The organism is Pseudonocardia lacus, assembly GCF_018531445.1.
GTDB lineage: Bacteria > Actinomycetota > Actinomycetes > Mycobacteriales > Pseudonocardiaceae > Pseudonocardia > Pseudonocardia lacus.
Genome location: NZ_JAHDTH010000223.1, coordinates 1 through 13115 on the forward strand (window position 1 = coordinate 1; position 13115 = coordinate 13115).

Sequence of the window (13115 nt, forward strand, 5' to 3'; positions counted from 1 at the left end):
CCCAGCCCGGCACGATCATCGCCGGACCGGCCAGGGCGGGCCTGGCCATGCTCACCCGCGGGCGCACCGGCCGCCCGGCGCGCCCGGTGCCGCTGGCCGCCGCGGTGCGCACCGGACCGGCCGCCCCGCTCGCGGTCACCTGGTTCGGGCACTCCAGCGCGCTGATCGAGGTCGACGGGCACCGGGTGCTCGCCGACCCGATGTGGGGCGACCGGGCCTCCCCCTCCGGGCGGGTCGGTCCGCACCGGCTGCACCCGCCGCCGATGCCGCTGGCCGACCTGCCGCCCGTCGACGCGGTGGTGATCTCCCACGACCACTACGACCACCTCGACCTGCCCACCGTCCGCGCGCTCACCCGCCTCACCCGCGCTCCCTTCGTCGTGCCGCTCGGGGTCGGCGCGCACCTGCGGCGCTGGGGGGTGCCGGCGTCGCGCGTGCTCGACCTGGACTGGGACGGCAGCGCCACCCTGCCCGGGGCGGCCGGCCCGCTGACGATCACCTGCGTGGAGGCCCGGCACTTCTCCGGGCGCGGGCTGGTCCGCAACACCACGCAGTGGTCGTCGTGGGCGCTGTCCGGACCGCACCACCGGGTGTTCTTCGGCGGCGACACCGGCCTGCACGACGCGCTGGGCGGCATCGGCGACCGCCTGGGCCCCTTCGACCTCACCCTGCTGCCGATCGGCGCCTACAGCGACCTGTGGCCCGACATCCACATGACCCCCGAGCAGGCCGTGGCCGCGCACGCGGCCCTGGGCGGGCGGCTGCTCGTCCCGATCCACTGGGCGACCTTCGACCTGGGCTTCCACACCTGGTCGGAGCCGGTCGAGCGGCTGCGCCGGGCGGCGGCCGCCGCCGGGGTGCGCCTCGCGCTCCCGCGCCCGGGGCAACGGGTCGACGCGACCGCCCCGCACGCGGAGGCCGACTGGTGGTCGCCGGTCGCATTCGCAACCGATTCCGCGCCGCCGCGGCCGTCCGGCGACTCGGGTCGGATGAACTTGCGACCCGCATCGACAATGCGACGAGCACTCCTTTATTATCGTGGTCGGTAATAGCGCTGATCCGCGTTCCCACACCAACCCTCCGGCCGTATCTTCGGCGCCGCCGGCGCGGGCGAGCCGGGTCCGGGTCGGCGCGCGTCCGGATGACGTCCGAAAGGCAGTGCACGTGGCGAAGCAGACGACTGTCACCCTGGTCGACGACCTGGACGGCAGCCAGGCCGACGAGCAGGTCGAGTTCTCGGTCGACGGCCGGTCCTACGAGATCGACCTGTCGGCGGCCAATAGCGCCCGTTTGCGCGAGGCGCTGGCGCCGTTCGTTTCCGCGGCCCGCCGGGCGGGCGGACGCCGCCGTTCGGGTGCGGCGCCGGTGGGCCGTCCGAGCACCGACCGTGAGCAGAACCAGGCGATTAGGGAATGGGCCCAGGAGCAGGGGATGAAGATCTCCGAGCGGGGCCGCATCCCGTCGAACGTCCTCGAGGCCTATCACCAGAACCACTGAGCCTCACCAGAACCACTGAGCCGGACGGGTCCGGAACCACTGAGCCGGACGGGTCCGCCGGAACCACTGAGCCGGGGCGCGATCGGTCCGGGCCGTCGGGGGCGGTGACCCGGCGTGCGCCGTTGTGAGCCGGGTCTCCGCTGGTCGGGGGCACCGCGGGTACCCGTCCGGTGCCCACGGGTCACCACCCGATACCGTTTCCGCTCCCCGGCAGCGTCGCCGACCCGTCAGCGGCGGGGCGCAGCACGTGCGTGCCCTGCCGGAAGTGAGAGAACCCGTGACCGACGACGTCAGTCCCCGGCTCCACCCGCAGTACGGCACCTGTGGCGCCTGCCGCCAGCTCAAGCACGTCCGAGCCGACGGCACCCTGCGCGACCACAACCGCTTCGCCGCCCGCGGCACCGTGATCGCGCCGCTGCGGTGCGCCGGTTCGGGCGAGTACTGCCTGGAGCACCTGACCGCCGACACCCCGGAGGTTCGCCGCACCGCCTGACCCAGGCCCCACGACGGCCCCCGCACCCGGACGCACCGGGGCGGGGGCCGTCGCACGTCCGGGGGCCGGCCGTCGGATACGGGGCCAGCACGGGCTGGTGATGCCGGGTCAGGGGAGCTCGATGCCCAGGTGCGCGCGCAGGCCCTCGCGGCCCGAGCGCGACAGCCGCAGCTCGCGCGGGCGGGTGGCGCTGCGCTGCAGCCAGCGGCGCTCGAGCAGGGTGTCGAGCAGCCGCGCCCCCGCGGTGCCGGCCAGGTGGTGGCGGCGCTGCGACCAGTCCAGGCACTGGCGCACCAGCGGCCGGGTCCGCTCCCGCGCCACCACCACCCCCATGCCGCCCAGCACCGCGACGCCCCCTTCGGTCAGGGTGACCGCGTCCGGGCCGACGCGCACCGCGTCCAGCTCGACGAGCCGGTCGTGCAGGGCGACCCCGAGACGGCCGGCCAGGTGGTCGTAGCAGGACCGGGCGAACGCCATGGCGGCGGGCAGCCGCGGCCCGGGCGGTGCCGTGGTGGTCGGCGGGTCGGGCAGCGCGGTCAGCATGCGTTCCAGCAGCACGGCGACGTCGGCGTCGGCCAGCCGGTAGTAGCGGTGCCGGCCCTGGACCTCCACGGTCAGCAGCCCGGCGTCCAGCAGCCGGCCAAGGTGCTCGCTCGCGGTCGAGGGCGCCACGCCGACGTGGCGGGCCAGCTCGCGGCCGGTGTGCGCGGTGCCGGAGAGCAACTGGCAGGCGATCGCGGCGCGGACGGGCGCGGCGAGCGCCGCCGCGACCTCGCTCAGCCGGTCGGCGTCGCCTGCGCGCGTTCCCGGGGTGGCCATGGCGCCATCATGGCCCCGCGACCGTTCGGTCCGCGCCGAACGACCGCGCCTGGCTCAGCGAGCCTCAGCGCGGCGCCATGCGGATCGCGCCGTCGAGCCGGATGACCTCGCCGTTGAGCATCGGGTTCGCCACGATGTGCGCGGCCAGCGCGCCGAACTCGGCCGGCGAGCCGAGGCGGGCCGGGTGCGGGATCTGCTTGCCCAGCGCGGTCTTGACCTCCTCCGAGGCCCCGGCCAGCAGCGGGGTGTCGAACAGCCCGGGGGCGATGGTCACCACCCGGATCAGCATGGAGGCCAGGTCGCGGGCGATCGGCAGGGTCATGCCCACCACCCCGCCCTTGGACGCCGAGTAGGCGGCCTGCCCGATCTGGCCGTCGAACGCCGCGACCGAGGCGGTGTTGACGATGACCCCGCGCTCCTCGCCGGCCGGATCGTGTCGCAGCATCCGCTCCGCGGCCAGCCGGATGACGTTGAACGTGCCGATCAGGTTGATCTCGATGATGCGGGTGAAGTCGGCCAGCGGGAACGGGCCCTTCTTGCCGACGGTGCGCATCGCGTTGCCGGTACCGGCGCAGTTGACGGTGACGCGCAGCGGGCCGAGCTCGTCGGCCGCGTCGAGGGCGGCGGCGACGTCGTCCTCGCTGCGCACGTCGCCGGGGGCGAAGCGGGCGTCCGGGCCCAGTTCCGCGGCCCGCTCCTGGCCCTTCGAGCTGGGCAGGTCGAGCAGCACCACCTTCGCCCCCGCGGCGGTGAGGGCCTGCGCGGTGGCCAGGCCGAGCCCGGAGGCGCCTCCGGTGATCAGTGCGACGCTGCCGTTGATGTCCACAGGCGATATCAGTACACCGAACCGGTCGCGAGGGCCACGGCGGGCCGGCGCGCGGAGCACTGCGCTTCCGGATGTATCCGACAGAGCCGCTGTCGTGATAGACCCGGGGCCATGTTCCCCGGGACGCACGCCGCAGTGACCCCTGACAAGCCCGCCGTGGTGATGGCCGGATCCGGGGTGGCGCTGAGCTACCGCGAACTGGAGGAGGGTTCGGCCCGCCTCGCCCGCCACCTCCACGACGCCGGCCTGCGCAAGGGCGACGTGATCGCCCTGCTCGCGGCCAACAGCCCGCGGGTGTTCGAGGTGTACTGGGCCGCGCAGCGCAGCGGGCTCTACATCACCGCGGTCAACCACCACCTGACCGCCGACGAGGTCTCCTACATCGTGCACGACAGCGGGGCCAAGGCCCTGGTCGTGTCGGCGTCGCCGCTGGCGGCCGAGGTGTCGGCGCTGACCGAGGACGTGGGCGTGCGGCTGGCCTACGACGGGCAGGTGCCGGGCTTCGACGACTACGACGCCGCGCTGAGCGGGCTGTCCGCCGAGCCGCTGCCCGACCAGCCCCGCGGCGCCGACATGCTCTACTCCTCCGGCACCACCGGGCGCCCGAAGGGCATCCGCCCGCCGCTGCCCGAGCGGCGGATCGACGAGCCGGGCGACACCTACGTCGCGGTGTTCGGCGCGGTGTACGGCTTCACCCCGGAGACGGTGTACCTCTCCCCCGCGCCGCTCTACCACGCCGCGCCGCTGCGGTTCAGCGCCACGGTCCAGGCCATCGGCGGCACGGTGGTCGTGCTGGAGCGCTACGACCCGGAGGCCGCGCTGGCCGCGATCGAGACCTACCGGGTGACGCACAGCCAGTGGGTGCCGACGCACTTCGTGCGGATGCTCAAGCTCCCCGAGGAGGTCCGCGCCACGTACGACGTGTCCTCGCTGAAGGTCGCGATCCACGCCGCCGCGCCGTGCCCGCCGGACGTCAAGCGGGCGATGATCGACTGGTGGGGGCCGGTGCTCTTCGAGTACTACGCCGCCACCGAGGGCATCGGCATCACGTTCATCAACTCCCAGGAGTGGCTGGAGCACCCCGGTTCGGTCGGCCGGGGCGGGATCGTCGGCGAGGTCCGCATCTGCGACGACGAGACCGGCGCCCTGCTGCCCCCGCGCCAGGTCGGCACCATCTACTTCGAGCGCGAGGGGCCGAGCTTCGAGTACCACAACGCGCCGGAGAAGACGAAGGCCGCGCGCCACCCCCAGCACGACAACTGGGCCACCACCGGCGACCTGGGCTACGTCGACGAGGAGGGCTGGCTCTACCTCACCGACCGCAAGGCCTTCATGATCATCTCCGGTGGGGTGAACATCTACCCGCGCGAGGCCGAGGACGCGCTCGCGCTGCACCCGGCCGTGCACGACGTCGCCGTGATCGGGGTGCCCGACCCGGAGATGGGCGAGTCGGTGCTGGCCGTGGTCACGCCCGCGCCGGGCGTCGAGGCGGGCCCGGAACTGGAGCGCGAACTGATCGCGCACACCCGCGAGCACATCGCCGGCTACAAGACCCCCAGGCGGGTGGTGTTCACCGACGACATGCCGCGCACGCCGACCGGCAAGCTGGTCAAGCAGACCCTGCGCGACCGCTACCGCGAGGTCCGCGCGTAGCGCCGGCGGGCGAGCGCGGCGGCCACCGCCAGCGGCAGCGCGATCGCCGCCGCGATCGCGAACACGGGCCCGAACGACCCGGCCTCGGCCGGGCCGCCCACCGCGGCGGTGCCCGCCGAGCTGCCCAGGAACAGCAGGGCCGCGAACAGCGCCACCGAGGTGGCCCGCTCACCGGGCACCACCTCGGTGGCCCAGCTCTGCAGGGTGGTGTGCAGGAACGCCCACGCCCCGCCGATCACCAGCCCGGCGACCGCCACCGTGACCACGGTGACGGCCACGGCCGGCACCAGCCAGCCCAGCACCAGCAGCCCGCCCCCGACCGCGACCATCCCGGCCGGCGACAGCCGCCCGACCAGCAGCCGCACCACGCGCGACCAGATCAGCGCGCCGACGCCGAACGCCGCGCCGACCAGGCCCGCGACGGCCGCGGTGTAGCCGAGGCCCTGCACCGCGGCGGGCAGGTAGGTGAGCACGCCCAGCACCACCGCGCCCTCGACGAACACCAGCCCGAACACCACCAGGGCCCAGCGCGTGGACAGCACCCTCCGGACGGAGCGGGCGGGGCTGCCGGTCACCGGCTCGCGGTCGGGCTCGGGCAGCCGGGCCAGCGCGACCCACAGCGCGGCGCCGGCCAGCCCGGTGAGGGCCGGCACGGTTCGCCAGCCGACCAGGTCGGCCAGCAGCCCGGCGCCCGCGGTGGCCACCGCGATGCCCAGCGAGGACGCGGTGAGCAGGTCCGAGAGCGGGCGCTGGCGCTCGGCGGGCGGCCACACGTCGCCCACGTAGACCAGGGTGGCCGGGATGATCGCGGCGAAGCAGCCGCCGGCCACGACCCGGGTCACGCCGAGCACGGCCAGGTTCGGCGCCAGCGCCGAGCCGACGCCGGCCAGCGCGGCGCCCAGCAGCGACAGCCGCATCACCCGGACCCGGCCGATCCGGTCGCTGATCATGCCCCACACCGGCTGCATCAGCCCGTAGGCCAGGAAGTAGCCGCTGGCCACGGCGGCCACCGCGGCCAGCGACGCGCCCAGGTCGAGCCCGATGAGCACGAGCAGCGGGGCGAGGGCGAAGCGGTCGACGGTGCTGGTGAGCGCGGAGGCCTGCAGCAGGCGCAGCCGACCGCGCTGCCCGGCACCGGCCCCGACGCCGTCCCCGTCGATGTCGGCGGTCACCGTCCGACCATGCGCCTCCCCGCCCCGCCGCGTCCCGGCGGGGCCGCGTGAGTCGCGCCACGCCGGTCGGCGCAAGGCCCCTCCGACGGGGGTCTTGTCCCCGGGACCGATGCCAGACAGAGTATCCTCTATGTCGACGTCGACCTCCCCGACCAGCACGTCCACCGGTGCCGCTGCGGCCGTCACCGGCCGCGGCATGACGATGAGCGACATGGTCGCCCGCTACTCGCGGACAATGCCCGACGCCGTCGCCTTCCGCGACGGCGACGCGACGAGCACCTGGCGCAGCTTCCACGACCGAGTCACCCTGATCGCCAACGCGCTGTCCGAGCGCGGCGTCACCCCCGGCGACCGGGTCGCCGTGCTCGGCCTCAACAGCGTGGAGCTGGTCGAGGCGACCGTCGCCGCGCTGCGCGTCGGCGCGATCTGCGTGCCGCTGAACTTCCGCCTCGTCGCCGACGAGATCGCCTACCAGCTCGTCGACAGCGGCGCGACCGCCATCGTCGTGGACGCCGCGCTCGCCCCGGTCGTGGCCGGTGCCCGGCAGAACCCCGACGTGCCCACGCGCACCGTGCTGGTGATGCGCGGCGGGTCCGAGCACGGCGAGAGCCTCGACGCGGCCATGGCCGCGGCCCCGCCGGACTACGTCGAGATCGACGTCAACGACTACGAGCCGGCGTTCATCATGTACACCTCGGGCACCACCGGCTGGCCCAAGGGCGCCGTGCTCACCCACCGCAACCTGCTGCTGCACTCGTTCAGCAACATGGTGCACGGCGGCGTGGAGGCCGGCGAGCGGATCGGGCTGAGCGGGGCGCCGTTCTTCCACATCGCCGGCGTCTCCGGCCTGCACATCACGATGACCGCCGGGGGCACCACGGTGCTCAGCCCGTCGGGCGGGTTCGACCCGGCCGCCATGGTCGACCTCCTCGAACGCGAGCGGGTGACGTCCTGCTTCTTCGTGCCGGCGCAATGGGCGGCGATCGTCAGCGTGCCCGGGGTGAAGGAACGGAACCTGGCGCTGCGCAAGGCCTCCTGGGGAGCGGCCCCGGCGTCGACGACGCTGCTGCGCACCATCATCGAGACCTTCCCCGACGCGGAGCTGTCGACCGCCTTCGGCCAGACCGAGTGCAGCCCGGTGACCTGCATCCTCAAGGGCGAGGACGCCATCCGCAAGATCGGCTCGGTGGGCACCCCGATGCTCAACGTCGAGGTCCGGGTGGTCGACGACGAGATGAACGACGTCAAGCAGGGCGAGGTCGGCGAGATCGTCTACCGGGGCCCGCTGGTGATGAGCGGCTACTGGAACAAGCCGAAGGAGACCGAGGAGGCCTTCCGCGGCGGCTGGTTCCACTCCGGCGACCTCGTGCGCGAGGACGAGGACGGCTACTTCTACGTCGTCGACCGGAAGAAGGACATGATCATCTCCGGCGGGGAGAACATCTACTGCGCCGAGGTGGAGAACGTGCTGGCCGGGCACCCCAAGGTCGGCGAGGTCGCGCTGATCGGCGTGCCCGACACCCGCTGGGGCGAGACGCCGCTGGCGATCATCGCCCCGCGCGACCCGGCCGACCCGCCGACCGCCGCGGAGATCGAGCGGTTCTGCCGCGAGCACCTGGCCGCCTACAAGCGCCCGCGCGACATCGCCCTGGTCGAGGCACTGCCGCGCAACCCCAGCGGCAAGGTGCTCAAGACCGCGCTGCGCAGCGAGTACGGCGCGGCGACCGCCGGCAACTCCGCCGTCTGACCGGCTCGGCGCCGCCCGCTCCCGGCCCGGGCGGGCGGCGCCGGCTCAGCTCCCGGGACACCATCCGCGACGCCACTCAGGCCCCGGAGGGCTCCGGGGTGGGCGCCTCCGGCGTTCCCTCCTGCACTGCCGCGCCATGCGGGATCCGGTGGCGCAGCAGGACCCGCGAACCGCGGTCGTCGTAGTGGATGAGGACGGCCTCGGACATGGTGCTCATCAGCGGGATGCCGCGCCCGCCCTCGGTCGGCCGCTCGGCCGGCGGGCGCCAGCTGCCGTGGTCGACGACCTCGATGTTCAGCGTGTCCGGCTCGGTCCACAGGGTCAGCTCGACCGCGCCGGACTCCTCGGGGCCGTAGGCGTGGCGCACCGCGTTGGCCGCCGCCTCGTCGACGGCCAGCACGACGTCGGCCGTCTCGGTCTCGCTCAGCGCCAGCGGGGCGAGCCACCCGGCCAGCTCGCGCCGGATCAGCACGAGCTGCTGCGGGTCGGCCGGATAGCTGCGGTGGACGAACTCGACGTGCCCGGAGGCGTTCTGCTCCATGATCCGGGGTTTCCAGTCCGCGGCGGTGTCGAAACGCCGTCCGTCGCAACGGACGTCGCGCTCGTCGCAGGTGGCCCATCGGGTTGCCCCGGTCGTCGTGGAATGATCCGTTCCATGCAGAGCTTCCGGCTCAACGGCTCGCGGGTGCTCGAGGTCGAGCTGCGCGGCGACGCGGTCCGGGCCGCCGCCGGCGCGATGATCGCCTACACCGGCGACGTGGCCTTCAAGAACGCCGGCATGGGCGGCGGCGACGGTCTCCGCGCCGCGATCAAGCGGCGGGCGACCGGCGAGTCGGTCTCGCTGATGCGCTGCTCGGGCAAGGGCACCGTGTGGTTCGCCAAGGACGCCATGGAGATCGTGGTCATCGAGATGGCCGGTGACACGCTCAAGGTGGAGTCCGAGCAGCTGCTCGTGGTCTCGGACAACCTGCGCACCGACGTCGCTTTCGCCGGGCTGCGCGGCGCCTCCTCCGGGCAGGGGCTGTTCACCACCACGGTCACCGGCAACGGCCCGCTGGCGCTGCTCTCGGCGGGCGGCCCGCCGATCGCCCTGGAGGTCAGCCCCCAGTACCCGCTGGTCGTCGACCCGCAGGCGTTCGTGGCCAGCCGCGGCCAGCTCAACCAGACGTTCGTGACCGACGTGTCGTGGCGCAACCTCGTCGGCGAGAGCTCCGGCGAGGCGTTCTCGCTGCGCTTCGACGGCACCGGCGTGGTCTACATCCAGCCCGAGGAGCGGTGAGCGTGGCCTTCGAGCAGATCAACCCCAAGGTCGTCTCCTCGGCCGTGGCCCCGGGCCGGGAGGTGCTGTCGCGGCGGGGGTCGATGCTGGCCTACACCGGCGACGTCGGCTTCTCCCCCGTGCACACCGGGCCGGGCGGGATCGGCGGGCTGGCCGGGCGCGCCGTCGCCGGCGAGCACGTGTCGATGATGGTCGCCCAGGGCAGCGGAACCGTCTACTACGGCTTCGCCGGCCTGTACGTGACGATCATCGAGCTGGACGGCACGGCCGCGCTGTCGGTGGAGGCCGACCGGCTCGTCGCGCACGACGCCGCCCTGCAGTCCACCGTGGTGTTCCTCGGCGAGGGCGGCGGGCTGCGCGGGATGGTCCGCGGCGCGGTCAGCGGGCAGGGGCTGTTCACCACGCAGCTGCACGGCGTCGGATCGGTGGCGGTGATGTCGCACGGCGGGACGATCGCCGTGCCGGTGCGCTCCGGCGAGCCGACCACCGTCGACCCGCAGGCCTACGTCGGCCACGTGGGCAGCGTCGAGGCGAAGGTCTCGCTCAACGCGAGCTGGCGCGACGCGGTCGGGCGCGGCTCCGGCGAGGCCGTCCAGCTGAAGATGTCCGGGTCGGGCACGGTCTACGTGCAGGCCTCCGAGCAGAAGATCCGGTGAGAAGATGACGCTCCCGAGCACGCCGTTCAACCCGGCCACCCTGCCCGACAACGACAACGTCCCGGGCAACCACTACGCCTACTGCCGCAAGCTCGACGGCCAGCTGTTCATGCAGACCGGCCGGATGATCGCCTACTACCCGGCGCCGGGCAGCGCCGGGATCAGGTTCGAGCCGCTGTCCTCGGCCACGATCACCGGGTTCGTGGCCGAGCGGTTCTCCGCGCCGCTGTACACGCGCGACTGGGTGGTCGCCAGCGGCGCCGGGCACCTGTTGCTGGGCGACCGCGGCTACGACATCAACTCCTACACCCTCGAAGAGGGCAACCTCACGCTGCGCGCGTCCAACCTGCTGGCCTTCGACTCCACCCTGGAGCTCAAGCAGTCGATCGTGCCCGGGTTCCTCACCCTGATCGGCACCGGCACGTTCCTGGCGTCGAGCTCGGGGCCGGTCATCTTCGCCGAGCCGCCGATCCGGGTCGACCCGCAGGCGCTGGTCGGCTGGGCCGACTGCCCGTCGCCGTCGCACCACTTCGACGCCCGCTGGATGACCGGCTTCCTCGGGATGGCCGGCGGGGTGCTCGGCATGGTCTCCGGCGAGGAGCGCCAGTTCGACTTCACCGGCGCCGGCACGGTGCTGCTGCAGTCCAGCGAGCACGCCGTGGACGACCCGCACCTGCTCAAGCAGCTGGAGTCGCAGGTCAACACGCTGGCCATGTCCGGGCTGACCCGGCTGCAGTCGGTCATCCAGTCGCGGCTCAGCGCCGAGCAGCGGAGGTAGGCCGGGCGGGATGGGCCTGCACATCGAGAGCCGGCCGTCGGACTCGCCGCACGTCGAGCGGGTGTGGCGCAGCCGCAGCAGCGATGTCGCGGAGATGACCGCGGTCGCCTCCCAGCACTGGGACCTGGTCGTCTGGGAGCACCGCGGCGAGGTGCTGGCGGCGGTGCACGGCGCGGAGACGCGCGCGAGCCGGGCCCCGGTGCCCGAGGACGCCACGTTCCTGGGCATCAACTTCGCGCTCGGCACCACGCTGGAGCACCTGCCGCCCGGCCGGCTGGTCGACTCCTCCACCCCGCTGGAGGCCGCGGCGGAGCGGGCGATCTGGCTGGCCGGCTCGGCCCTGCGGCTGCCCGACTACGACAACGCGGAGTTCTTCGTCCGGCGGCTGGTCCGCGACGGGATCGTGGTGCGCGACCCGGTCGTCGCCGCCGCGGTCGAAGGGCGGCCGGCGGGGGTCTCCCAGCGCACCGTCCAGCGCCGGTTCGTCGCCACGACCGGGCTCACCCGCGGGGCCGTGCAGCGCATCGAGCGGGCGCGCCGCGCCGCGCTGCTGCTGCGCGAGGGCGTCGCGGCCCCTGACGTCGTGCACCGGCTCGGGTACTTCGACCAACCGCACCTGGCCCACTCGCTGACCCGCTACATCGGCCGGACCGCCACCCAACTGGCCACCGACGCCCCGGCCGTGCCGCTGTCGCTGCTGTACAAGACCGCGGGCGGCGAGCCCTCCTAGCCTGCCGTCGATCGGCCGGACGGACCGGCCGGCGGACCGGGAGGAAGCGCCATGCGCAAGGTCACCACGGGCCTGTTCATCTCACTAGACGGCGTCGTCGAGTCGCCCGACCAGTGGCAGCACGCGTTCGACGAGGAGATGGGCGCGCAGCTCGCGGCATCGCTGGAGGCGGCCGACACGGTGCTGCTGGGCCGGGTGACCTACCAGGAGTGGTCGGGCTACTGGCCCGAAGTCACCGGCGGCGACGACGCCGGCTTCGCGGACTGGATCAACAACTCGCCGAAGTACGTCGCCTCCACCACGCTCGACGACGTCTCCGGGTGGGCGAACAGCACGCTGCTCAAGGGCGAGCTGACCGAGGCCGTCACCCGGCTCAAGGCCGGGGAGGGCGGCGACATCTCGGTCGCCGGCAGCCCGACGCTCGTGCGGTCGTTGCTGGACGCGGGCCTGCTCGACGAGCTGGTGCTGCTGATCCACCCGGTGGTCGCCGGTGGGGGCCGGGCCAAGCTCTTCGCCGACGACACGGCGCTGAAGCGGCTCGACCTCGTCAGCGCGAAGCCCACCAGCAGCGGGACGATCATCGCGACCTACCGGCCGCAGCGGGGGTAGACCGCGCCCGGCCGGCCCACGTCGCAGGGTTTCCGTCCACTTCGCAGGTTCCCCGGGGTCTGTGAAGTTGACGGAAACCCTGCGAAGACGCCCGGGCGGCTCGGGGCGCGATCACCAGGAATGCGTCGGTGCGAACCCCTAGGGTCGGGGTGTGCCCGAGACGCAGAGCGACAGCGCCGGCGACACCGACGACACCGGCCAGAACGACACCGGCCAGAACGACACCGGCCAGAACGACACCGGCCAGAACGACACCGGCCAGAACGACACCGGCCAGAACGACACCGGCCAGAACGACACCGGCGACACCGACGGGGCCGGCGGCCTCGACGACATCGCCGACGAGCTGTACGGGCTGCGCCCGGACGAGTTCATCCCGCGCCGCGACGAGGCCGTGGCCCGCGCCCGCGAGGCGGGCGACCGCGAGCTGGCCAAGGCGATCGGGCGCCTGCGCCGCCCGACCCGGGCCGCCTGGCTGGCCAACCTGCTCGCCCGCGACCGCCCCGACCAGCTGGAGGGCCTGCTCGGGCTGGCCGAGGGCCTGGCCGACGCCCAGCGCACCCTCGACGGCGCCGCGCTGCGCCAGCTGTCGAGCCAGCGCCGCAAGCTGGTGGGCGCGGTCGCCCAGGAGGCCGCCCGGCTGGCCCGCGCCGAGCACGAGCCCGTCGGCGACGGGCTGCTGCGCGAGCTGCAGGAGATCCTGGAGGCCGCGCTGGCCGACCCGGACATCGCCGACGAGGTGCGCTCCGGGCGGCTCACGCGCTCGGTCTCCTACTCCGGCTTCGGCCCCTCGGCCCGCGGCGACGCCGCGCCCCGGCCCGCGCGCGCCAGGCCTGCGCCGCCGCGTCGCAAGCCG

General features: G+C 74.0%; 14 protein-coding genes and 1 pseudogene. 11 read left to right on the top strand and 4 right to left on the bottom strand.

Annotated elements, in window-relative coordinates; genetic code table 11:
- From KIK08_RS32610 to KIK08_RS32620, 3 genes are all read left to right on the top strand, one after another.
- On the top strand, positions 1-1049 hold a 1049-nt coding region (locus KIK08_RS32610; RefSeq protein ID WP_214407168.1), incomplete at its 5' end, for an MBL fold metallo-hydrolase.
- Positions 1050-1164: 115 nt separating this feature from the next.
- Positions 1165-1497 carry a histone-like nucleoid-structuring protein Lsr2 gene (locus KIK08_RS32615; RefSeq protein WP_214407169.1) on the top strand — a complete coding sequence of 111 codons (333 nt, stop codon included), beginning with the start codon at positions 1165-1167 and terminating at the stop codon, positions 1495-1497.
- 277 nt (positions 1498-1774) lie between these two features.
- On the top strand, positions 1775-1990 hold the full coding sequence (locus KIK08_RS32620) for a hypothetical protein (RefSeq protein WP_214407170.1): 216 nt from the start codon (positions 1775-1777) through the stop codon (positions 1988-1990).
- A gap of 108 nt (positions 1991-2098) precedes the next feature.
- Here KIK08_RS32620 and KIK08_RS32625 read toward each other — a convergent pair whose 3' ends face one another.
- The gene (locus KIK08_RS32625) at positions 2099-2809 is read right to left on the bottom strand and encodes an ArsR/SmtB family transcription factor (protein ID WP_214407171.1); all 711 of its coding nucleotides are present in this window, start codon (positions 2807-2809) and stop codon (positions 2099-2101) included.
- 64 nt (positions 2810-2873) lie between these two features.
- Positions 2874-3635 carry an SDR family NAD(P)-dependent oxidoreductase gene (locus KIK08_RS32630; protein WP_214407172.1) on the bottom strand — a complete coding sequence of 254 codons (762 nt, stop codon included), beginning with the start codon at positions 3633-3635 and terminating at the stop codon, positions 2874-2876.
- Positions 3636-3746: 111 nt separating this feature from the next.
- Between KIK08_RS32630 and KIK08_RS32635 the strand changes: the two genes are divergently transcribed.
- Positions 3747-5288 (top strand): acyl-CoA synthetase, encoded by a 1542-nt coding sequence (locus KIK08_RS32635; RefSeq protein ID WP_214407173.1) that lies wholly within the window; start codon positions 3747-3749, stop codon positions 5286-5288.
- Here the strand turns inward: KIK08_RS32635 and KIK08_RS32640 are convergent.
- A complete protein-coding gene (locus KIK08_RS32640) occupies positions 5267-6460 on the bottom strand; it encodes an MFS transporter (protein ID WP_308258034.1) in 1194 nt (397 codons plus the stop codon). The genes KIK08_RS32635 and KIK08_RS32640 overlap by 22 nt on opposite strands.
- Positions 6461-6590: 130 nt before the next feature.
- Between KIK08_RS32640 and KIK08_RS32645 the strand changes: the two genes are divergently transcribed.
- On the top strand, positions 6591-8207 hold the full coding sequence (locus KIK08_RS32645; protein WP_250558291.1) for a long-chain-fatty-acid--CoA ligase: 1617 nt from the start codon (positions 6591-6593) through the stop codon (positions 8205-8207).
- 76 nt (positions 8208-8283) lie between these two features.
- Here the strand turns inward: KIK08_RS32645 and KIK08_RS32650 are convergent, their stop codons facing one another.
- Positions 8284-8748 carry an ATP-binding protein gene (locus tag KIK08_RS32650; protein WP_214407174.1) on the bottom strand — a complete coding sequence of 155 codons (465 nt, stop codon included), beginning with the start codon at positions 8746-8748 and terminating at the stop codon, positions 8284-8286.
- Positions 8749-8862: 114 nt separating this feature from the next.
- On the opposite strand from KIK08_RS32650, the gene KIK08_RS32655 reads away from it, so the two are divergent.
- The 6 genes and pseudogenes from KIK08_RS32655 to KIK08_RS32680 form a co-directional block, all read left to right on the top strand.
- Positions 8863-9486 (top strand): AIM24 family protein, encoded by a 624-nt coding sequence (locus KIK08_RS32655; protein ID WP_214407175.1) that lies wholly within the window; start codon positions 8863-8865, stop codon positions 9484-9486.
- Positions 9483-10142, top strand: a complete 660-nt coding sequence (locus KIK08_RS32660; RefSeq protein WP_214407176.1) for an AIM24 family protein — start codon at positions 9483-9485, stop codon at positions 10140-10142. Before KIK08_RS32655 ends, KIK08_RS32660 begins: the two co-directional genes overlap by 4 nt.
- A 4-nt stretch (positions 10143-10146) precedes the next feature.
- A complete protein-coding gene (locus tag KIK08_RS32665) occupies positions 10147-10920 on the top strand; it encodes an AIM24 family protein (protein WP_214407177.1) in 774 nt (257 codons plus the stop codon).
- 10 nt (positions 10921-10930) lie between these two features.
- On the top strand, positions 10931-11650 hold the full coding sequence (locus tag KIK08_RS32670; protein WP_214407178.1) for a helix-turn-helix domain-containing protein: 720 nt from the start codon (positions 10931-10933) through the stop codon (positions 11648-11650).
- Between the two features lie 51 nt (positions 11651-11701).
- Positions 11702-12259: a dihydrofolate reductase family protein gene (locus KIK08_RS32675; RefSeq protein ID WP_214407179.1), complete on the top strand. Its 558-nt coding sequence runs from the start codon at positions 11702-11704 to the stop codon at positions 12257-12259.
- 151 nt (positions 12260-12410) lie between these two features.
- A pseudogene (locus KIK08_RS32680) lies at positions 12411-13115 on the top strand (hypothetical protein); the annotation flags it as partial.

Coding starts and splice junctions, on each gene's coding strand:
- KIK08_RS32625 (WP_214407171.1), bottom strand. CDS start 2,809: ATGGCCACCCCGGGAACGCGCGCAGGCGACGCCGACCGGCTGAGCGAG.
- KIK08_RS32635 (WP_214407173.1), top strand. CDS start 3,747: ATGTTCCCCGGGACGCACGCCGCAGTGACCCCTGACAAGCCCGCCGTG.
- KIK08_RS32645 (WP_250558291.1), top strand. CDS start 6,591: ATGTCGACGTCGACCTCCCCGACCAGCACGTCCACCGGTGCCGCTGCG.
- KIK08_RS32650 (WP_214407174.1), bottom strand. CDS start 8,748: ATGGAGCAGAACGCCTCCGGGCACGTCGAGTTCGTCCACCGCAGCTAT.
- KIK08_RS32655 (WP_214407175.1), top strand. CDS start 8,863: ATGCAGAGCTTCCGGCTCAACGGCTCGCGGGTGCTCGAGGTCGAGCTG.
- KIK08_RS32665 (WP_214407177.1), top strand. CDS start 10,147: ATGACGCTCCCGAGCACGCCGTTCAACCCGGCCACCCTGCCCGACAAC.
- KIK08_RS32670 (WP_214407178.1), top strand. CDS start 10,931: ATGGGCCTGCACATCGAGAGCCGGCCGTCGGACTCGCCGCACGTCGAG.
- KIK08_RS32675 (WP_214407179.1), top strand. CDS start 11,702: ATGCGCAAGGTCACCACGGGCCTGTTCATCTCACTAGACGGCGTCGTC.